The sequence below is a fragment of the Psychrobacter sp. NG27 genome (assembly GCF_016106655.1).
Lineage (GTDB): Bacteria > Pseudomonadota > Gammaproteobacteria > Pseudomonadales > Moraxellaceae > Psychrobacter.
Genome location: NZ_JADGIN010000003.1, coordinates 201,453 through 222,918 on the forward strand (window position 1 = coordinate 201,453; position 21,466 = coordinate 222,918).

The window sequence follows — 21,466 nt, forward strand, 5'->3', positions numbered from 1 at the left end:
ACGTCTGATAATAGATGACAGCTATTTTACTTTTGCTGTGTTTTCTTTGGGCGGCACGATATGCATCACCGTCAAGTTATCCTTAACCAAGTATTTTTTGCTAGCCGATTGAATATCAACCACACTGATATCATCGAGTTTGGTCGGTAGCGTCGCAAGTAGCCTATCATCTAGACCGATAGACTGTAATGAACCAATCATGCGGGCTTGTCCTTCCATACTGTCCTGCGCATAGACCAGACCAGTGACCGCGTTGGTTTTCGCACGGCTGATTTCGTCTGCGGCAATAGGATCTGTTTTAAGTTTTTCTATCTCTAATGTGATGGCTTGTTGTGCTTGTTCTAAGCTGACACCTTCGCGCGGTGTTGCTTGAATCAAAAACAGCCCATCGCCACGATCAAGCAAGTCGTAAGAAGTACCAACGGTCGTTAGTAGGCCTTGCTCACGTATCAGGCGACTCTCTAAGCGTGCAGATAGACCGCCATCGAGTACGTCTTGCGCCAACGACAGGGCATACGCTTGTTTCGTATTATTGGCTCCCGCCGTGATAAGGCTCGGTACGTTGTAACCCATAAGTAGAACAGGCACCTGTACCGCTTGCTCAGAGTCTACTTTTCGATAACCTCGAAAGCCTTTTTGACTGACAGCGGCACGTTTGGGTAGGTTACTTGGCGCAAGCTCACCAAAGTATCGTTTGACTTGAGTCAACACTTCTTCAGGTTGTACATCACCCACGATCACCAGGGTGGCATTGTTTGGTGCATACCATGTTTTGTACCAGTCCTTTAAGTCTGGCAACGTGATAGATTGCAGCTCGTTCATGGGTCCGATGACAGACTCGCCTTTTGGACTGTTAGGCAGTGCCAGTAATCGAAATGACTCATAGGCTTTGGCGAGAGGGTTATCGTCTGTACGTTGACGACGCTCCTCCATAACGACTTGGTGTTCTTTGGCAAATTCTTTATCATTAAAGGTCAGGTTTTTCATGCGATCCGCCTCAAGCTCTAGTGCTAGAGGCATGCGATTGGCTGGGAATAGCTCGTAGTAACCAGTATAGTCATAACTGGTAAAGGCATTGTTGACGCCGCCAAATTTAGCAATGAGCCGCTCATAATCATCACTTGATACATTCGTCGTACCCTTGAACATCATATGCTCGAGCAAGTGAGATATGCCCCCTTTATCAAGTGGCTCATCTGCTGAACCTACCCGGTACCAGATCTGGGTCATGGCGACTGGGGCACGGTGATCTTCTTTTATGACGATTTTTAGACCATTTTCTAACTGATATTCATGTCGACCCGACATGTCCATTGCCAACGCTGATGGCTGAGCCTCTACGCTTGTGCTACTGTCATCCAAAATACTTTTAGCCGATGCCTCTGCTACTGTGCTTTTAGCTGCCTTAGCAGAATGAGACTGCGTTGTTGTGGTCTGACAGGCGGTAAGAGTGGTGGCTAATGCTAAGGCATAGGCAATGCGTAAGGGAATAGCATAGAGTGGTAAGGACAATGACATGGTATGGTCTGCTTATATGAACAGTGACTGAAAATATTGACGATAGCAATAAAAGGTACTACAAAGAGGTTTGCGCGCCAACTAAGACACTAGCGGTCGGTCTAAACTCTTGCGTGGTACTGCAACCTGTTGTAAACAGAACAATCGCTGTTAGTAGCATAGGCATGCTAATCGCGGTAAGTCTTTTGCTATGGCTTGATAATATTTTCATGAGTGATTCCTAATAATTTTTATAAATATAGCTTCATAGATTAAGTTAAGTTCAGTCTATTGCGGGTCAGATTTTTGTGTCCAAACCTTAAGCAAGACTTTCTCAAATCATTTAGCAATTTTTTGAGCGGACAAATTTTGATGCTAGGGCATGTCCTCAATTCAACCGATGGTCATCTAAATGGATCAAAAATGGCTAAATCTTGCCAAGCGGCGTCAAATAGCTGACTAATATCTCGATATTATCTGCGCTATTTTCCTTGTTTGACTGCAATTTATCTCATTTTTATCACCATTTTTAAAATGAGGACGCGCCCTAGTCTATAATGGTAGGGGCTGAGCACGACTTGAATTATGCTAAAATGGGCTAAAACGAATTGTCATGTCACCGGCAAGCTCATGACAATCTACGAATCCATTGATAATAAACAAATAATTGATAGTGATAATTTTTAGGGCAAACTTATGAATAACCAAAACAATAGCAATCGTGTGGTCATCAACTTGGATGATAGTCTTGACGACTTAGATGACGACGATATTACCTTACCCAGTCTACCGGTGCAATCTGTGCCCATCATTGATGATGCTGAGAATGTCGCGCCGCAAAAGGACAGTACGGTAAATCAAGACGTCTCAAGCAATGATGCAGCAGAAAATATTGCTTTGGCGACGCCGATTGTCATGACAGAAGAACATAACGTACCTAAAGGTAACTCTGAAAGTTTCTCAAACGCCAAAGAAGCAGACGCTACGAGTAAAGCCAATACTGCGCCGACCATGCCATTGCAAGCGCAATTAGGGGATACACCAAGCGTGAGTCCAGTTGCGAGCAATGATGCGCAAACGGCTATTCCAAAAGAGCCAGCAGTAGAGTCACAAGAGACTCAAGAAAATAAAAAGAAGGGCAGCTGGTTTAATCGCATGAAGACGGGGCTGAGTAAGTCACGTAAGAACTTAGCCGAAGGTATGGTCAGCATTCTTATCGGTGGTAAAGAGATCGATGACGAGCTATTAGAAGAAGTCGAAGATCAGCTATTGGTGGCTGATATTGGTGTCAACGCGACCAATCGTATTATCAAGAGCCTCACCGAGCAGACCGCCCGTGGTGATTTGATTTATGCACACTCACTATATAAAGCATTGCAAAGTGAGCTGGTTGATATCCTCACACCAAAAGTTGCGCCTCTGGTGATTGACACCAGCAAAAAACCGTTTGTTATATTAGTTGTAGGCGTCAATGGTGTGGGCAAAACGACAACGATTGGTAAGCTTGCCAAACGCTTACAAGGTGAGGGGAAATCAGTCATGTTGGCAGCAGGCGATACGTTCCGTGCGGCAGCTACCGAGCAGCTACAGATCTGGGGTGAGCGTAATCATATTCCAGTAGTGGCGCAAGGTCATGGCTCTGACAGTGCTTCTGTCATTTTTGATGCCATGCAGTCTGCCAAAGCAAAAAACATCGATGTACTCATCGCCGATACCGCTGGACGTCTGCAAAACAAAACACATCTGATGGCAGAGTTAGAGAAGGTCGTCCGTGTGATGCGAAAAGCCGATCCGAGCGCGCCGCATGAAGGTATGATTGTACTGGATGCTGGCACGGGTCAAAACGCCATCAATCAAGTTGAGCTGTTTAATAAGGTTGTGCCGCTGACAGGTATTACTATTACAAAGCTAGACGGTACGGCTAAAGGTGGTGTGGTATTTAATATCGCTGAAACGACTGACGTGCCTATTCGCTATATTGGTGTGGGTGAATCGATTGATGACTTACGATCTTTCAGTCCGAAGCAGTTTGTCGCCGCCTTATTTGAGACCGATGATAAAGAATAAGATAGCCAGTTTCAGCTGGTAAATCATTTTTAAGATAATTTGGAAGTAGAAGCCATGATAGTTACCACAGCAGCCTTTGGATCACATCGATTAACGCTAATCGCCCGTGTCGATGAGCATGGTCACCCTATGCTCGTTGAAGCCAATTGGCTGCTGGCAGGTAACTCATGGCACAGCTCAAAATCTGTGCCTAAACTTAAAAAGTATTATGGTCTAGTAGATCAAGACTTTACGTTTATAGACAGTAATAGCCTAGGCATGAATGATGCTGCTCAAGCATTATTAATAGAAGCCATTTTCCAGCTCAAAGATTATGCTGATGGTAAACGTAAGACGTTGGATTTGCCTCTAGATTTTTCTATGGGAACTGATTTCCAGCAAAGGGTATGGCAAGCATTGCAAGACATCGACTATGGTGAAACGATTAGCTATGCCACATTAGCAAAGCGTGTGGACAGTCCAAAAGGGTTTCGCGCGGTTGCGCAGGCCAATGGCAAGAATCCTTTTAGTATCATCGTTCCGTGTCACCGAGTCATTGCGAGCGATGGCACGCTTGGTGGTTATACCGGCGGATTGGATAAAAAGAGATTCTTATTAGGCCTAGAAGGGGTAGACTGTTAAAGCATGTCAACGCTGTCAATTTATAGATCTTTGAAAATATAAAAAAACGCCAAACCCGGATATGGGTTTGGCGTTTTTTTATGAGGATATGCCCTAGTATTATAGGTTGATCCTATATCTAACGGTTTTGTCTATTGCTGGCTGGCTACTTACATTTCTTACAGCCCGAGCACCCTGCTGACTTCTTGAATATAATCTTTGTCCATACGTAGTAAAAACAGGCCGCTACGATCATAAAAACGATGAGGTACTCTACCGCTGTATTCATTGTTGACTCCTTTGTGAGTTTCTTAAAATCCAAAAATACTTCCAGTGATTCGGTAAACAACCCAAGCCATTAAATAAGCCAAGACAAATAGATAGGCCGTAATGGCAAAGGTCTGCTTAAAAGACTTGGTCTCACGGCGAATCACAGCGAGAGTGGCCAAACACATGGGGGCATACACATAAAACGCCAAGAATGAGAATGCAGTGGCCAAACCCCATTGAGCGTGAATGATAGGAATCAAGGTTTGGTTGATAGCTTCATCACCAACGCTACCCACCGCGTAGACTGTACCCAGCGCTGCTACGACGACTTCTCTAGCGGCGAGTCCTGGAATCAAAGAAATACACATCTGCCACGTAAAACCAATAGGGGCAAACATAGGCTCAATCAAATGCCCAAGCATGCCAGCAAAGCTATAATCAATAGCAGGGCCAGTCCCATTAGCAGGTGCAGATGGAAAGGAAACCAAGGCCCATAGCACCACGGACAAAGTGAAAATAACCGTACCTGCTCTTCTTAAGAAGGTATTTACCTTATCCCAAAGCTCACCAGCGATATGCTTAACATTGGGCATGCGATAAGTAGGCAGCTCCATCAACAAGGGAAAAGCAGATGATTCTGACTTGGCATTATGAAAGCACTTAAATAACCATGAGACAAATGCCGCTGAGCAAGTGCCAACCACGTATAAGGTAAATAAAGTGATGCCCTGTAAATTGAATATACCGAGCACCGTTTGGCTAGGTATCACTGCTGCAATGATGAGTGCATAAATCGGTAGACGAGCTGAGCAAGTCAACATAGGTAGGACCGCAATCGCCATTAAGCGCTCTTTATGGCTAGGAATCGTACGAGTCGACATAACAGCTGGTACAGCGCAAGCAAACCCTGAAAGCAGCGGAATAAATGAGCGTCCAGAAAGTCCCACTTTTGCGAGTAAGTTATCTAACAAAAACGCTGCGCGCGGTAGATATCCTGAGTCTTCTAATATTAATAAGAATAAAAACAGTAGCGTGATTTGAGGTATGAATACAATGACGCTACCTACACCAGCCACGATGCCATCTACGATGAGACTCTGTAAGATACCATCTGGTAGCCATTGCATCAGCAGTATGCCTACGCTACCAACCAGCCACTCAATACCATCCATCAAAGGTGCAGCCCACGCATAGACTGCCTGAAAGATGACAAAAAGAATCGTCAACAAAATAACAACCCCTATGACAGGGTGTAATGTCAGCTGATCTAAACGTTCATGCCACTTTGGTAAACGTTGTGCACTCGTGACCGCTCGGCTCAAAATATCATCCGCTTGTTGATACATGATATGCGTGTCGCTATTACCACCAAAGAAATGAATGGGTTTATCACTATTACCAATATAATCAATCAGATCGCTAGCCAAGGCTAGTAGCTGATCACAGCCCTTACGCTTGATAGCAACAGTCTTGGCAAAGGGTACACCGAGCTCCTCTGACAATACTGATGCTTCTACTACTAGCCCGCGACTATGCGCCACATCACTTAAATTGAGTGCGACAATGATGGGTAGGCCTAAGTTTTTTAGCTCAAGTAGCATTCTTAAGGACATGCGTAGGTTGGTCGCATCTGCCACAAAGATGATTCCATCAGGGATAGATTCACCAGGCATTTGACCAAATAGGACTTTGCGAGTGACTTCCTCATCTAAGCTGGCGGTCTTTAAGCTATAGGTGCCGGGCAAGTCTAAAATATTGACATTAGAATGTCCAAGCAGCGCAGCACTGCGCTTATCAACGGTGACGCCAGAATAGTTAGCGACTTTGGCTTTAGAACCTGTCAGCACGTTAAAGGTCGCCGTTTTACCGCAGTTGGGTGCGCCGACTAGGGCCAATATTATAGGGGCCGTACGCTCTGTTACTTGATCGATTGGTACTGAAAAGGATAATGAAGAGGACATAGGCTTATGCATCACTTCTGGAGATTTATATGGGAAGGTTGGATAAAGCAGGTCAGTATCGAGCAATCAGTGCAAAACTATCGCTTATCTTTATACTGACGATATCACTCGGCATCTAATTTTAATCAGCTCATCAGCGCGTAAGCTAAACTGAGCACCTGTACTCAGCTGTACAGCATAAGGCGGCTTACCAAAGAGTCCTTTGGCAACAATATGAATCAACGTATTGGGCAAAAATCCTAAGTCCTTTAGTCTTTGGCTGATAGCACCATCTATCTCGCCAAACCGTTTATTGGCAACAATATCTTCAATCATGGCAGGTTGACGTTTATTGAGGTCTAATAATGAGCACAAAGGTAATAGGTTTTTGTCTGAAAGAGTAGGAGAGTGAGTTGAGGTAGGATAAGAAGATGTAATTGTCACACTCATAGAGAGTCCTTAGTTATTTGCATTCGTGCAAATGATAACTATTACGATTTTTGTGTGATTATATGCCTCGTCTATAAGAAAAACAATCGGTATAAAGTGTTATTTATATGATAAAAAAACCAGACAGTATGGAACGGTCTGGTTTTATCGTACGGATATCTAGAGCACTTGATATGGAAGGCTGTTTTAGCTAACCCTCAAGCTGAGCCATGACTTCAGCAGAGAAGTTAACGTTAGTATAAACCTCTTGCACATCATCAGCATCTTCTAACATATCAATCATCTTTAGGACTTTTTCGGCATCATCGACATTGTCGATCTCAGCTGTGGTAGATGGTGACATCGTGACTTCAGCATTGTCAGAGATGAGGCCTGCAGCATTGAGAGCATCTTGGACTTGACCAAAACTTTCCCATTCAGTGATAACGAGCAAGCTTTCGCCGTCATTTTCAATATCAACGGCGCCCGCATCTAGTGCAACTAGCATGACCTCATCTTCTAAGCTGATATCATTAAAGGTAATCTCACCGCGCTTAGTAAATAAATAAGCAACCGAGCCTGACGTACCCAGATTGCCATCGCATTTGGTAAAAGCGTGACGCACTTCACTGACCGTACGATTGAGGTTGTCAGTCATGGTTTCGACCAGTACCGCCACACCGCCAACTCCATAGCCTTCGTAGCTGACTTCTTCCATATTTTCATTATCACCGCCGCCTGTACCACGGTCGACAGCACGATTGATCGTGTCGCGCGTCATATTGACTGATAGGGCTTTTTCAATGACAGCACGTAAGCGTGGGTTTTTGTCGGGATCAGGATCACCTTGCTTGGCAGCAGAAACGATTTCACGGATAATTTTGGTAAATACCTTACCTTTTACTGCATCCTGACGGGCTTTGCGGTGTTTGATATTTGCCCATTTTGAATGGCCTGCCATATAACATCCTTAAGTTCTAGGTATCAATTATTATGTATAAAAAGGGGTGATCAAGAACACCCTTAGGTCTGTGAATACTTGTCTTTATAGTATCATTACTTTGTCATTTTGAGGTAATAGCGCTACTCATGCGTTGACGATTTGTATGTTGTTGAGAGTGCTTTTTTGTTACACTGTGGCAACTTATAGATTGTATTCGCTACGACAAGTGAGCAATATTATAAACCAGTTTTGACTGTTTTCACCAACTTGCCCTTATTCATCCTATTTTAAGTCATTGACTGTCATCAAGTCATTGAATTTATAAAGTTACTGATCCTATGAAGCAATCAACTGCTGAAGCCATTACACATCTGCGTAACCGCACGCATATCATCATTGAAGGTACTGATACCCGATTGGGTAAGCTGTTTGATATCGTGCTGCTGATTGCGATTGCAGCCAGTGTGGCTGTTGTTATGCTAGACAGTGTGCTCTATATGCGTTTGCAATATGGCGTGCTGTTTTTTTATGCAGAATGGTTTTTTACCATCTTATTTACGATTGAATATGCGCTCAGATTGTTTTCAGCACCCAACCGTTTACGCTATATCTTTAGCTTTTTTGGCGTCGTAGATTTATTGTCCGTGCTGCCAAGCTATCTGAGTCTGATGTTTGTGGGTGTACAGTATCTACTCGTGATACGTGTCTTACGTATTTTGCGCGTGTTCCGAGTGCTCAAGCTCAAAGCTTACATGCAACAAGCAGGGTTTTTGGCTTCAGCGCTTAAGACCAGTCAGCAAAAAATCACCGTATTTTTCTTATCCTTGGTTTTATTGGTCACCATCTTTGGTTCAATTATCTACGTGGTAGAAGGCCCCGAAAACGGTTTTACCAGTATTCCATTGTCTATCTATTGGGCAGTTGTCACGATGACCACGGTCGGTTATGGTGATATGTCACCTAAAACGCCACTGGGACAAGCCATTGCAACCATGGTCATGATCACCGGTTATTCGATTATCGCAGTTCCGACGGGTATCTTTACCTCTGAGCTGGCTCGTAATATGCGTCCTCAGCTCAATCCGGTTACCTGTCCAAATTGCGGCAAATTCGGTCACGCACTAGGCGCAGATTTTTGTGATCGTTGTGGACATGCGCTGCATATCTAAGGTGTGTCCTCATTTGAAACGTGTTTTTTATGATGCCTCAGTGTACTCATGAACCAGTGTAGACAAATCAATCTCGACACCCAAATTGACCAGATTCCAGTACTGACCTGATACAGTACGGTCCAGCATCATTGTCATGGCAGAGGGTTGAAACTGTCCAAAGTATTTCAATGAGGTACGCATTTGGGTAATGGCTTCATGATGTACCTGACTGCTGCCAAAATCAAATGCCCCTTCCTGATACGGACTGATAGACAAAGGTTTTAGACCAATGGATAGCCACTTCTCATAAAACTCACCTGGGATATTTTTGTCATCCTGACGTCGAACCTCTAATGCCACAAGGTCTTGCTCGAGTGCCGTGACATCACCTTTGATAGCATGCTTGGCAAAGCGGCGAAACAGCTGTACTTCGCTATGGCTATAACTTCGAATACCACCAAAATCGTAAGCCACGACGCTACCGTCATGGCGAAAAGCAAAGTTACCTGGATGTGGATCACAGTGCATACGGTACAAGCCAAATAATTGCCCTGCGGTAAAGTGAAACAAACGCTCAGCTATCTTTTGCTTGGTGTAATTGTCCCATGTCGCAGCCACTGTCAACGTATCGCCCATCTCTTCGGTCAAGGTCAAAATACGTCTAGAGGAATGACTGCTGATTACTTTGGGAATGATGAGACCTTCGTCTTCTGCATGAAAGGCGCCAAATACGCGCAAATTATGCGCTTCTTTAACATAGTCCAGCTCGTCATGCAGGCTCTGACGAATCTCATTAAACAACTGCTCTTGCAGCTGCTTACTCATATTGAGCACGCCCGCGATTTTCAGTGCCATACGTACTTGTTTGAGGTCACTGTCACAGTTTTCATCGACATCGGGATACTGGACTTTGACCACCACTTTCTGTCCAGAGGGTAGCGTCGCTTTATGCACTTGCCCGATTGAGGCGGCAGCAAATGGGGTCTGTTCAAACTCAAGGAACAGTTCTGCTATAGGGGCTTTGAGCTCCCGTTCGACTTGTGCGCGTATCTGCGCATAGGGCATCGGCGGGGCATCTTTTTGCAGTTTCTCCAAAGCAGTGGCCACTTCAGGAGGGAACACATCTTTATACTGTGAGGCAATTTGTCCCACTTTCATCACCGCGCCTTTCATCTCACCTAAGGTCTCAGCAATCTGAATACCCACATCTTGCATCAAGTCTGAACGGGCTTGTATCCGTTTTTCTTCATCACTTGAGAGATGCTTAAAGGAGTTTTTAGCGGCTTTTCCGGCAATGCTCGCTGTCATGCCAGCAAGTTTCATAAAGCGCTTTCCAGAAGATTTTGCCATTCATGTCACCATATAGTGGTTTGTTTTTCAGTCACAATTCTATTATTTTCAGTACAAAATTACTGTTTGACTACTGTGTGATAGCAGCGTGATTTTTCTGAACCATGACGTTGCTGTGTTTTACCTAAAGTCTATGAGCTGTCAAAACCTATAACCAGATTCTTATTAATGATCCAAATCGATCGAGTAGGTGTTGCTCAACCAGTAGTCTAGTGCCATCTGATACCCCATATGCCCCAAACCGCAAATAACACCAACGGCAATATCACTTAGATAAGAGTGCTGACGAAAAGACTCACGTGCATGGACATTGGATAAATGTACTTCTATAAAAGGTTTTTGCGTGGCCAATAGGGCATCACGTAAGGCGACAGAAGTATGCGTAAATGCGGCAGGATTAATAATAATCGCATCGACTTGGGCAGGCTTTTCTGCCAATAAGCCATTATACTGTATCTCATCCACCAGATTACCCTCGTGATTAGACTGTATACACATCAGCTCAATACCGTGTTTGGCTGCACGCTGGATCAATCTGTTTTCGATGTCTGCGAGCGTCATATAACCATAAATTTCAGGCTCACGCTTACCCAATAAGTTTAGATTAACCCCATTTACCAATAGTAATTTATGAGTGAGCGCCTGCTCAGTACGTTGGTCAGTTGGGTTTTCTACTTCGTTAGCAGGGGCAGATGGCGTCATAATGGTCTCGGTCATGATAGTTGGTTAAGAGGGCGTGCATGGTGGCTTCAAAATGAAGTCGATACTTTAGTGACTATATACTAGGTACTCTATTTTAGAAAATACAGGCATATTAAAAAATACAGGTGACTAAGATAAAGGTCTCTTAATTGATAACACGCCCTAGTATCACAAAGCCTTCGTCTACGAATCTATCATTTCAGCTGACTTTTCTCTTTTTAATCAGATTAGGTATGTCTTTGCTAAATAGCAGCAAGCAATTTGTCTCAGCGCTTTATCATAACAGCTCGCAGGCTGCGGTATAAAAAAATTACACGAAAACTTCACCTAGGCGGCAAAAAGCATGTTAAAAGTCTTTATGTTGCTAAAAACCCGTGCTATGATATTTTTTATGCAATATATATTGCAAGTTTGTTACTGATATTTAATATAAGCATGAGTAATAAACGTCAGACTGTTAAGTTTTTGATTTCACAATCTTAGATCCCGTTTATATGCAATGTTGCAAAGGAATTTGGGACTAAGCGAACTTTTTTAGGAAGTAATATTATGTCAGCTCGTGAACAAGGTACCGTTAAGTGGTTTAATGATTCAAAAGGCTTTGGTTTCATTCAACGTGACAGCGGAGAAGATATTTTTGTCCATTTCCGTGCGATTCAGGGTGATGGCTATCGCTCTCTAAAAGATGGTGAAAAGGTTGAATTCAGTGTGGTAGAAGGCGATAAAGGCCTGCAAGCTGAAGAAGTCAGAAAGACAGAAGAGTAATCTATTCAGGCATTAGAGCGGTTTAGTGATAATGTCTGTACGAACTACTGATATACTACTAAGTCAAGCCCATCTTGTCTTACCTATGCTGAGAAAAAGGCAGCATATTTGGTAGGGTTAGATTTGGGCTTGGCTTTTTTTATGCTTGTCTGTCTGATGTCTCTCCTCCATTAGAAAGACGATAGTCGGCTGACAATAAAGTCGAGAGACCAATAGAGATATGCTCTGGTTATAAATTTTATAGCATGTTTGCCTTAAGCATATCAAAATCGGAGCATATCAAAGCTGGGATATATCAGAGACGGCAACACATCGATATCAATAGCATCGTATCGCTTTTAAAGTGACGCCGCGATATTTGTAGATTTGATACAATGACCGTTACGGTTCAACAGACCTTAATATGCATGAGAATATAAAGCGTGTTTAGAATGAATAAAATACAAGCAATTAATTTAAAAGGATATTTTTTTGAGTAATTTTACGACGTTTACGGATCTGCCGCTTACGGATGCGACCTTACGCGCAGTGAGTGATTTAGGCTTTACTGCATTGACGCCTATTCAAGCGAAAATACTACCCCATACATTGGCCCATCAAGATGCGATTGGACAAGCGCAAACTGGCACCGGTAAGACCGCAACGTTCTTGATAACCATCATGGAAGCGTTGCTCAAGCGTCCTTTTGCTCATGATGAAGAGCGTTATTTGGGTGAGCCGCGTGCCGTGATCATGGCACCAACTCGCGAGCTGGCGCAACAGATATTTGATGACTGTATTACGTTGACCAAATATACCTCACTTCATAGTGTCTGTATCATGGGTGGTACCAACTATGAGACTCAGCAGCATGAGCTTGAACGTCAATATGTCGATATTTTGGTGGCGACACCTGGTCGTCTGATTGATCTTGCCAACAAAGGCATGGTCTATTTAGACCGAGTAGAAGTGTTGGTATTAGATGAAGCAGATCGCATGCTTGATATGGGTTTTATTCCTGATATAAAACGCTTGGTTGGACGAATGCCAGCCAATACAGATCGTCAAAGCCTCCTGTTCTCTGCCACCTTTAATCAAGATGTGATGAACTTGGCTTATCGCTGGTTACATGAACCACAGTTCGTCGAAATCGAGCCAGAACATAAAACCAGTGAGTTGGTCGATCAACATTTTTACTTACTGACAGAAGATCAAAAGTTAGAAGCTTTAGAGCGTATTATCAGTGATAAAGCAGTCGAAAAAGTGATTGTATTTGCCAACCGCAAAGATCAAGTAAAGCGCTTGTATCATAAGCTGCGCCAAGCGCATAACATTGTCATGCTATCAGGTGATGTGATCCAGCAAAAACGTGAGAAATACTTACAGCGTTTCAAGGACGGTCATGCTTCTATCTTGGTCGCGACAGATGTCGCAGGACGCGGTATTCATGTGGATGATATCAGCCATGTGGTCAATTATACGCTGCCTGATCAGCCAGATGATTATGTACATCGTATCGGGCGTACGGGACGCGCAGGCCAGACAGGGATTAGCATCAGTTTTGTGAGTGAGGATGATGCCTTTAATGTACCCGCATTAGAAAAGCACTTGGACACTAAGTTTTCATTAGAGCAGTGGCAGCCATAGTAGTGCAGTGACCCTTACAATAAAAAGAGCCTGTAAAACAATTATGTTTTACAGGCTCTTCTTTTATGGCTTTTATACACCTTGGCAGCCAAGTACTGATCTGGCTTACTTCGTCATCATTCAATGTGCCTGCGCTGTTGGTTCTTGTCCATCTTCTGTATGAGCGGGCATGGTACTCATGTCATGCATGCTATGATCCATATCCTCATCCATCATCATCTCTGACCCCATGTCATGACCTTCATGATGCATGGCGCTCATATCATGATTCTCTGCCATATCAGCCTCCGACATCATCGCAGTATGACCACTATGATCCATGGCAGCCATATCATGCCCGCCATGCATACCCGCCATCACGATGGGCACGATAGCAACTGCCAACCCAGATATCACCATCACAGCGCCATTGAGCTGTCTTAAGCGAAAACGGCCAATCTTGTCACGCAACCAACCAACTGTCTCATGTGTGGCGACCAGCATCGGTACAGTTCCTAAACCGAAAACGAGCATCAATGCGGCACCGCTCAGCGGATTGTGAGCGACCACGGCAATCAGCAGGGCACCATAAACCAGCCCACAAGGTAAAAACCCCCACAGCAGGCCAGCGGTCAATGCTCTTGGAAACGTATTGAGCGGAAATACCTTTTGACGTAGTGGACTAAGATACTGCCAAAAGCGCATCCCAAAACGCTCAAGCTTGGTCAAAAACGGCGCTCCAAGCATGGTAACACCCACAAATACTAGTACCAGCCCCAATAAGATGCGCGGCATACTATTGCCGCGCATCAATGGCTCCAATACAGTAATACCAATCAATCCTGCAACCAAACCCAACGTGGCATAACTCGTTAAGCGTCCAATGTGATAGGTGGCAACCAGTGCGCGGCGTTTAGTGGGGCTGACCTCTTTCATAGACAGTCCAAACGCTGTCACCAGCCCGCCACACATACCTAAGCAATGCGGTGACCCAAAAAATCCCATTAATAATGCCGCAACGAGTAAAGCTGTGGTCATGAATGCATCTCCTACAAATGGTGAAAAGCGAAACTATCAATATCATTATTAAAAAATGTTAGTCAATGTGCCTGTATTTATAGCACCATCTTTTTGGCTATCGCTAGTCTTTAGCGCTTCAAGCCCAATAAGAACGGCTTAGCGTTTGGCATTTTTATCTATATCAGAATGGCTGATAGTGTCTGCATCCTTCACGGTATTGGTATGCTCACTATCATTAGCACTGTCATCATCAAGCAGGACGTCATGAGGTGATACACTTGATACGGGACGCTCATGCGCTTGCATGGTTTGACGACGCTCTTGACGATCCTCTAAGATAATACGCTGTGAGGCATTATCCAGGTCTTCAAACTGGTTGGATTTGACGGCGTAGCGTACTGCCCAAATCGCAACCACAAACAACATCAGACTCAATGGGATTAATAAAAATATACTAAGCATAGCGATCTCTTTAGTAGCAATCTCTTATTATACACCCATCATTACGTCAAATGACTTAGTTCGGGTCAATCGTTATTCACTTGGTGTTTTTGTCGCATTACCTCTAGGAGTGAGCAGCTGCTGCGCCGTTACGTCATTGGCATGGCGACAGTTCATTTGCGGACGTATCACGTCCCGTAGATACGCGGCAATCTCATAAACAGCACGGCGTGAATGGCTCAGGTTTTGTGCAGGTTTCATCCAGTCGCGTCGTACAGGCAAGGGCGCACTAAGAGGCGTACTGTTGATACCATTTAACGCAAACTGTCTGCGAGCACGTGCCATATGGTAGCTGTCAGTAATGAGGTAGACATGATGTAGTGGGATGCGTTTGGCAGTAAAACGGGCATTTTCACAGGTGTTCATGCTGGCGTTTTCACTGATCAGTCCATCAATACCATGCTCGATCAGCCATTGTCCAAGCCAAGGGGCTTCAGCGCCACTCAAGACAATGGGCAGAGGGAGGTCGTGATAAGCACCCGCTGCGGTACGGGCACGGTTGAGACTATAGCGATTGAGAATGATCTGATTGTTATTGTCATTGGTCAGTCCGCCACCTAACACGACGTAAGCGGTAGGCGGTGAGCTTGTGGCGACAGAAGGCATGGCTGGCAGTGGTAATAGCATCAATACATAAACAACCGCTTGTGAGAACAGCGGTGTGAATAGGCTTATCAGCATTAAAATAACAGACGTCGAGCCTAATATAAAGGTGACGTTGATGATACGAAATAGCTTTATTAAGCGTTCAGCTGAACGCAAATAGCTTCGCCACAAACGTTTAGACCATGATGGTTTAAACCACATGCTCAGCAGACCCAGTCGAGCCATCAGCGTTTACCCATACTGGCTCACGCGATAACTGAATCGCAAATTTTTCATATACTGTGTCAGAGATGTAATGCTGTGCTATCGCAACATCTTCTTGAGTGGCTTGATAAGGAGTGTGGTTGGTTAACACTAGGGCTTGCTGCTGGTGAGTGACAATAGGGGCCACGCCGCCACCTTTTAATCCTGCCTGCTCAATGAGCCAGCCTGCAGCCACTTTCGTCATCGCATCAGGCATTGGATAGCCAACGATCGTAGGATAATTGGCTTGCAGCGCCATGAACTGCTCCTGAGCAATGATAGGGTTTTGAAAAAAACTGCCACAATTGGGCAATTGCTTAGGGTCAGGCAGTTTCTGTTGACGAATATCTATAATCGCTTGCATCACATCGTGCGGGGTGGGCAGCTTGCGTCCTTGCTGATCAGCGTAGCGCTGCGCTCTGCTTTGAACATCACCATAACTGGCTAAAATATTGGTAGGATCAGTATGCAGTCTGAACCCCACACGGCTTATTAGCCATGTGTTTGGCGTACGCTTAAAGATACTATCACGATAGCCAAATGCACAGTCGCTCGCTGATAAGTGATTCCAAGTCTGGGTTGGTAGATGATAGGCACGTACGTATTGTAGGCAATCCTCTAACTGTACTCCATAAGCACCGATGTTTTGTACCGGTGCAGCACCAGTGAGACCCGGTATCAGCGCAAGGTTTTCTAACCCGTACCACCCCTGATTGACGGTATGTACCACCAAATTATGCCAGTTTTCACCTGCCATGACCTCGATATCGACGTAATCATCCGTTTGATCAATAACATCAATACCGCGCATTTTTGGCTGCAATACTATGGCATTTAGTTCTGCTGGCAAGAGAACATTGCTACCACCAGATAACACAAATAGTGGAATCTTATGCGCTGTACCCTCAGCATACGCTGTCATAAAATCATCAAGCTGTGCCTCATCTGTCAATGTGACAACTGTGTCAGCGAGACAGGCTAATGCCATGGTATTGGCCTGTGACAGATCACTTGAACTGCTGGCTAGTAGGTCTATCGAAGAACCAGTTGCAGTCAATGGTTGAGTACTCAGATCAAGAGGTGAAGCTTGGGTCATAATATAGCCTATGTGGCAAATAGATAACAAATTACATCACATTTATTATAAAGGATACAGCGCGTAGAAGTCTTAAAAATATAGCCCTGATCGCTAATGCGTGTCTCAATTCTTAAAAGGCGTATTCTCATCCTTAAAATTAGGGCATGTTTATGGCCTATCTTAGCAGTATTTCCAACTTTCTATCCAAGCTTGTGCACTGGATTCGATGCGCTCAATCACTTCTTCAAAATCATCACCATCGCCTTTATAAGGATCTGGCACATCATTACCGCCATAGGTAGGGTCTTCTTCGCTGAATAAGGCGATCTTTGCCAAAGTGTTTTCTGTATCTGTGATGCCATCTTTGATGGCTTGCAGATCAGCCAAATTTTGCGCATCCATGGCCAAAATCAAATCAAATTTTTGAAAGTCACTGGCATTTATTTGGCGGGCGATGAGCTTATTAATCTTATAACCGTGTGACTTTGCATGGCGCTGTGAACGCTTATCAGGTGCATCACCGACGTGCATATCACTGGTGCCCGCTGAGTCTATCTTGATTGACAATCCGGCAATCGCCGCTTGCTGGCGAAAAACCTCTTCAGCCGTTGGAGAACGACAAATATTACCTAAACAAACCAACAGTACAGAAGAGGGCGTACAGGATTTCATCAACATAGTGTGACCTTCTATAACAAAAAAAACATGCCATAAGAAGCTCACAGTGTTAGCGCGGCTTTTATCAGCATGCAATCGATTGAATCAGCTGCTAGCGTAACGCCTAATGTCTTGAATGGCAAGGATAGAGATTAAACAATAGCGTCACTCGTCATGATTTTGACGCAATATTATGCATGGCAATATCATGTAATGAAACAGCATACAAGGACGGGGCTATATTATTCTTGGTTGCTTTTAAAGCGATGCAAATCACGGCGCTCTTTCTTATTGGGTTTATTATCTGGACGAGCGAGGTTAGCAAGTTTGCGCTGTTCAGCATAATAAGCACGTCGTGTCTCACTTTCTTTGGTCTCTGAATACAAGACCTCGGCGGCAGCAGCATTGCCGCGCTGTGCGGTTAGGGCCTCAACGGTGACGGTTTTTTCCGTCATGGCAGTGGCTGAACCTTGACGAATGGTAAGCTCATCTCCGACTGAGATCTCCTTACTGGTCTTTACGCGGCTACCGGCATAGTGTACTCGGCCACTTTCGATCGCTTGCTTGGCAAGGGTACGTGTACGATAAAAACGTGCGGCCCATAGCCATTTATCGAGACGAATTTTGGCCAATCCTTGAGAGTTGTCAGTATTGTTCTTCATAAGTGCCACTCTGTATTTGTTTTTATACTAACTAATATTAGGGCAACTTTGATATTTGCAAATAGATTTTATGACTATGACATGAGGGACAGTGCTGACGTGAATGAATGAGCAACAGCGTTAGCAATGGCTTTCGTTTGTAATACCTAATCTGTCTTTTAAGGGGGTTGTATCAGTGACACCACTGCTGCTCACAAGGTATACCATCGTTATTGCCATCCATTTTTGTACTCGGGCAATTATTGATGAAATAAGTGGCCTCTGCACAGGATGTCATTTGAGAGCAGTGTTGTCTACCGTCACATGAAAACGCTGCTACCGCTGGCTGGGTATTCAGAACAGGCGGCATAGTGGACTCTGAAGTGGGGTCTGCATCCACGTAGGTAAGCGGTATGTCGTCAATATCAGTAGCGGTAAGAGCAGGTTGGGTGACAATATTTGCCGCTGCACTGGGTGCAGGTTGCTTGATCGTATGTTTGGGTTGAAGCAGTCTATAACCTATCAGCACGAAAATCAGTAAGGTTATTATCACTAATATTTTGTTTATCACTGTGCCATACCTACCAGCTCATAATCATGATTAATATGGCACTGGCAGTTTCAATCAATCGAGAAACTGCCAGCGCGTACGATACTTTAAGTGCGTTTTTATTCACATGCTCTGACTTACTAGCGCACTTTTGCTATTTTAAAAACAACTGATAGCCAATATTGTCATTGAGCATCGTACAGTCATAACCAATATCAAGCAGCGCATCTTGTAGCTGACGAGAATTGCCTTCTGAGGCTTGTAATCCAACCAACACCCGACCTTCAGCGGCACCATGATTACGATAATGGAATAAGGTGATGTTAAAATCATCGCCCAATTTTTCTAAGAAGGTCAGTAGTGCGCCTGGACGCTCTGGGAATACAATACTCAGCAGCTGCTCATTTTCGACATGAGCATGCCCACCGATTAGATGGCGAATGTGCGATTTGGCGATATCGTCATCGGTTAAGTCGTGCGCCGTATAGCCATCGGCCGCCAACTGATTACTGATGGTTTGACGCTCTTTATCGCCTTCTTTTAAGGCAATACCAACAAAGATTGAGGCAGGCTCCCTTGAGTCTGGTGATTTTTTGCTGTCCGCACGATAGTTAAATTCAGTGATATTACGACCATGTAGACTGCGACAGAAGTTTAAAAATGCGCCAGTCTGCTCTGGGATAGTCACTGCAAAGATGGCTTCTTTTTTCTCACCAATCTCAGTACGTTCAGCGATATAACGCAGACGATCAAAGTTCATATTGGCACCGCAAATGATACCAACGCAGTTCTTGTTTTGTATGTTATTGGCTGTCAGATATTTTTTCATGCCAGCGACTGACAATGCGCCAGCAGGTTCAACGATGCTGCGGTTTTCTTCAAAGATGTCTTTAATCGCTGCACAGACTTCGTCATTGGTACAAGTGATGACTTCAGGCTCAACCACAGGGCCAGAGTTGTCGCTTTTTTGGGTGCGTATCACATCAAAAGGCAGCTCGCCAATTTGAGCCACTGCCACACCATCGACGAACAAGCCAACTTGCTCAAGTTTGACGCGCTCGCCAGTTTCTAGTGCGGCTTTGAGACAGGCGGATTGCTCAGCCTCTACCGCGATGACTTTGACATGCGGCGCCACTTCACCTAAGAATGCGGCAACACCTGAAATCAAACCACCACCACCAACCGCCACAAATACGTAGTCCATATTACGCCACTGCTGGGTCAGCTCAAGTCCGATCGTGCCTTGTCCTGCAATGACCAGCTCATCATCATAAGGCGGTATGAAAGTGAGACCTTCACGCTCAGCACGATCAATCGCATAGCGGTTTGCTTGGTCGAAACTGTCCCCATGCAGATCAACATGACCACCGAGGGCCCTGACAGCATCGACTTTGATGTCGGGCGTGGTGGTTGGCATCACGATGATGTTGTTCAGTGATAGTCTGCGTGCAGAGTAAGCCACGCCTTGTGCATGATTGCCTGCTGACGCACAAATGACGCCGCGCGCTTTTTGCTCATCACTTAACTGGCTGATACGGTTGTAAGCACCGCGCAATTTAAAGGATTTAACTGGCTGTAAGTCTTCGCGTTTGAATCGAATATCATTGGCAAAACGTTGGGTCAGCTTGGGCGCCGTTTCAAGTGGTGTTTGAATAGCAACATCATAGACGGTGGCTTGTAAGATGGCTCGTACCCAGTGTGACAGCATAGTAATTCCTAAACAAAATGTAGATGAATATAAAAGTATAAATGAATACAAAAACGAAATAGATTAGCCTATGCTGATTTTGAGTGTCTTGCAACACTCAATTGCAGTTTTCTTAGGATTTCAGGTCTGAATGTACACAAAGTAGCGGTATGTGCGAAAGATAGACGCTAGATAACAGGAAAATTAGAGTCATGATTGCGCTAACATCCATCAAAATCATCGGTTATAATAGCCGCGCATTTTACCTCTTTTATAATGATATCGTCGGTTCAAGATAATTTGGATACAAGGTGGGCGAGCGGACGTGCTACCAGTGGTAGGCTAAGCGAGCCCAACGAACGCCATATCCAGTTTATATAGAACTGACTGTCCGTTTATTTTCCAAGGATTTATGATGAGTGATCAGCAAGCACAAAAGCAAGCCGCAGCCAAAGCTGCTCTAAGCTATATCGAAGATGGCATGATACTTGGGGTAGGGACGGGCAGTACGGTTAATTGTCTGATTGAGCTATTGCCACAGTTAAAGCTTGCTGGCGCGGTTGCTAGCTCACAGGTGACAGAAGACAAACTTCGTGCGCTTGGTATCGAGATAGTCGATTTGAACTTTGCTGGTACGCTCGATGTTTATATCGATGGCGCTGATGAAGTCAATGAGCACTTGCAACTGATCAAAGGTGGCGGCGGTGCATTGACTCGTGAAAAGATTGTAGCAGCTGCCTCGAACAAGTTCGTTTGTATGGTTGATGAGAGTAAAAGCGTTGAGATACTAGGTCGCGCGTTTCCTGTACCGATTGAAGTATTGCCACAAGCACGCTCTTATGTGGCTCGCCAGTTGGCCAAATTGGGCGGTGAGCCTGTCTACCGTGAAGACTTTGTTACCGATTACGGTAATGTCATCTTAGATACATATGACTTGGATGTGAGCAATCCAATAGCATTGGAAAAAGAGCTAAACAATATCGTGGGCGTGGTGTGTAATGGTATCTTTGCAGCCAATCAAGCAGATATTTTGCTAAAAGCAGGTGCAAATGGGGTGACGACGCTCACGCGTTAATCTACTTCAAACCGCTGTGACTGTTATTGATACTGATACATACAAAAAAGCCGTCCAGATTTGGACGGCTTTTTTATTTGGGAACTTGT

At 44.5% G+C, this 21,466-nt stretch carries 20 protein-coding genes and 1 pseudogene; 6 read left to right on the forward strand and 15 right to left on the reverse strand.

The features are described from left to right. Positions 1 to 21 precede the first annotated feature (21 nt). Positions 22 to 1,518, reverse strand: coding sequence for a M16 family metallopeptidase (locus IP485_RS06915; protein ID WP_198326613.1), 1,497 nt, complete (start codon positions 1,516 to 1,518; stop codon positions 22 to 24). A gap of 58 nt (positions 1,519 to 1,576) precedes the next feature. Beyond that, positions 1,577 to 1,729 (reverse strand): hypothetical protein, encoded by a 153-nt coding sequence (locus IP485_RS06920; protein WP_198326614.1) that lies wholly within the window; start codon positions 1,727 to 1,729, stop codon positions 1,577 to 1,579. Positions 1,730 to 2,652: 923 nt separating this feature from the next. On the opposite strand from IP485_RS06920, the gene ftsY reads away from it, so the two are divergent. Both ftsY and IP485_RS06930 read left to right on the forward strand, forming a co-directional pair. Further along, a complete protein-coding gene (gene ftsY / locus IP485_RS06925) occupies positions 2,653 to 3,564 on the forward strand; it encodes a signal recognition particle-docking protein FtsY (protein ID WP_320159125.1) in 912 nt (303 codons plus the stop codon). A 54-nt stretch (positions 3,565 to 3,618) separates the two neighbouring features. Then, entirely contained in the window at positions 3,619 to 4,185 is a 567-nt protein-coding gene (locus IP485_RS06930) for a methylated-DNA--[protein]-cysteine S-methyltransferase (RefSeq protein ID WP_198326615.1), read from the forward strand. Between the two features lie 290 nt (positions 4,186 to 4,475). On the opposite strand, the gene feoB is transcribed toward IP485_RS06930, so the two are convergent. The 3 genes from feoB to IP485_RS06945 form a co-directional block, all read right to left on the reverse strand. Further along, positions 4,476 to 6,395, reverse strand: a complete 1,920-nt coding sequence (gene feoB, locus IP485_RS06935; protein WP_198326616.1) for a ferrous iron transport protein B — start codon at positions 6,393 to 6,395, stop codon at positions 4,476 to 4,478. Between the two features lie 90 nt (positions 6,396 to 6,485). After that, complete coding sequence (locus tag IP485_RS06940) at positions 6,486 to 6,824, reverse strand: FeoA family protein (protein ID WP_198326617.1); 339 nt, start codon at positions 6,822 to 6,824, stop codon at positions 6,486 to 6,488. A 190-nt stretch (positions 6,825 to 7,014) separates the two neighbouring features. Next, positions 7,015 to 7,764 carry a YebC/PmpR family DNA-binding transcriptional regulator gene (locus IP485_RS06945; RefSeq protein ID WP_197177775.1) on the reverse strand — a complete coding sequence of 250 codons (750 nt, stop codon included), beginning with the start codon at positions 7,762 to 7,764 and terminating at the stop codon, positions 7,015 to 7,017. 320 nt (positions 7,765 to 8,084) lie between these two features. Between IP485_RS06945 and IP485_RS06950 the strand changes: the two genes are divergently transcribed. After that, positions 8,085 to 8,915 (forward strand): ion transporter, encoded by an 831-nt coding sequence (locus IP485_RS06950; RefSeq protein ID WP_194364271.1) that lies wholly within the window; start codon positions 8,085 to 8,087, stop codon positions 8,913 to 8,915. A gap of 27 nt (positions 8,916 to 8,942) precedes the next feature. Here IP485_RS06950 and IP485_RS06955 read toward each other — a convergent pair whose 3' ends face one another. Beyond that, positions 8,943 to 10,247 carry an ABC1 kinase family protein gene (locus IP485_RS06955; RefSeq protein WP_198326618.1) on the reverse strand — a complete coding sequence of 435 codons (1,305 nt, stop codon included), beginning with the start codon at positions 10,245 to 10,247 and terminating at the stop codon, positions 8,943 to 8,945. 165 nt (positions 10,248 to 10,412) lie between these two features. Further along, positions 10,413 to 10,949 carry a type II 3-dehydroquinate dehydratase gene (gene aroQ, locus IP485_RS06960; RefSeq protein ID WP_198326619.1) on the reverse strand — a complete coding sequence of 179 codons (537 nt, stop codon included), beginning with the start codon at positions 10,947 to 10,949 and terminating at the stop codon, positions 10,413 to 10,415. 549 nt (positions 10,950 to 11,498) lie between these two features. Between aroQ and IP485_RS06965 the strand changes: the two genes are divergently transcribed. Further along, on the forward strand, positions 11,499 to 11,714 hold the full coding sequence (locus tag IP485_RS06965; protein ID WP_194364274.1) for a cold-shock protein: 216 nt from the start codon (positions 11,499 to 11,501) through the stop codon (positions 11,712 to 11,714). Between the two features lie 471 nt (positions 11,715 to 12,185). Beyond that, on the forward strand, positions 12,186 to 13,340 hold the full coding sequence (locus IP485_RS06970) for a DEAD/DEAH box helicase (protein ID WP_198326620.1): 1,155 nt from the start codon (positions 12,186 to 12,188) through the stop codon (positions 13,338 to 13,340). A 120-nt stretch (positions 13,341 to 13,460) separates the two neighbouring features. On the opposite strand, the gene IP485_RS06975 is transcribed toward IP485_RS06970, so the two are convergent. The 8 genes and pseudogenes from IP485_RS06975 to ilvA all read right to left on the reverse strand — a co-directional run bounded on the left by IP485_RS06975 (position 13,461) and on the right by ilvA (position 20,323). Continuing rightward, the gene (locus IP485_RS06975; protein ID WP_198326621.1) at positions 13,461 to 14,357 is read right to left on the reverse strand and encodes a sulfite exporter TauE/SafE family protein; all 897 of its coding nucleotides are present in this window, start codon (positions 14,355 to 14,357) and stop codon (positions 13,461 to 13,463) included. A gap of 138 nt (positions 14,358 to 14,495) precedes the next feature. Further along, positions 14,496 to 14,801, reverse strand: coding sequence for a cbb3-type cytochrome oxidase assembly protein CcoS (gene ccoS, locus IP485_RS06980; protein WP_198326622.1), 306 nt, complete (start codon positions 14,799 to 14,801; stop codon positions 14,496 to 14,498). Between the two features lie 72 nt (positions 14,802 to 14,873). Then, a complete protein-coding gene (locus IP485_RS06985) occupies positions 14,874 to 15,647 on the reverse strand; it encodes a YdcF family protein (protein WP_194364278.1) in 774 nt (257 codons plus the stop codon). Next, on the reverse strand, positions 15,637 to 16,785 hold the full coding sequence (murB, locus tag IP485_RS06990) for a UDP-N-acetylmuramate dehydrogenase (protein WP_198326623.1): 1,149 nt from the start codon (positions 16,783 to 16,785) through the stop codon (positions 15,637 to 15,639). The genes IP485_RS06985 and murB overlap by 11 nt, the downstream gene beginning before the upstream one ends. Positions 16,786 to 16,947: 162 nt before the next feature. Further along, entirely contained in the window at positions 16,948 to 17,445 is a 498-nt protein-coding gene (locus IP485_RS06995; protein WP_413787020.1) for a low molecular weight protein-tyrosine-phosphatase, read from the reverse strand. Positions 17,446 to 17,666: 221 nt separating this feature from the next. Then, positions 17,667 to 18,086, reverse strand: coding sequence for an RNA-binding S4 domain-containing protein (locus tag IP485_RS07000; RefSeq protein ID WP_198326624.1), 420 nt, complete (start codon positions 18,084 to 18,086; stop codon positions 17,667 to 17,669). A gap of 172 nt (positions 18,087 to 18,258) precedes the next feature. Further along, positions 18,259 to 18,414: pseudogene (locus tag IP485_RS07005) on the reverse strand (excalibur calcium-binding domain-containing protein); the annotation flags it as partial. Positions 18,415 to 18,769: 355 nt separating this feature from the next. Then, positions 18,770 to 20,323 (reverse strand): threonine ammonia-lyase, biosynthetic, encoded by a 1,554-nt coding sequence (gene ilvA, locus IP485_RS07010; RefSeq protein ID WP_198326625.1) that lies wholly within the window; start codon positions 20,321 to 20,323, stop codon positions 18,770 to 18,772. Positions 20,324 to 20,717: 394 nt separating this feature from the next. Between ilvA and rpiA the strand changes: the two genes are divergently transcribed. After that, positions 20,718 to 21,377, forward strand: a complete 660-nt coding sequence (rpiA, locus tag IP485_RS07015) for a ribose-5-phosphate isomerase RpiA (RefSeq protein ID WP_198326626.1) — start codon at positions 20,718 to 20,720, stop codon at positions 21,375 to 21,377. Positions 21,378 to 21,466: the final 89 nt, after the last annotated feature.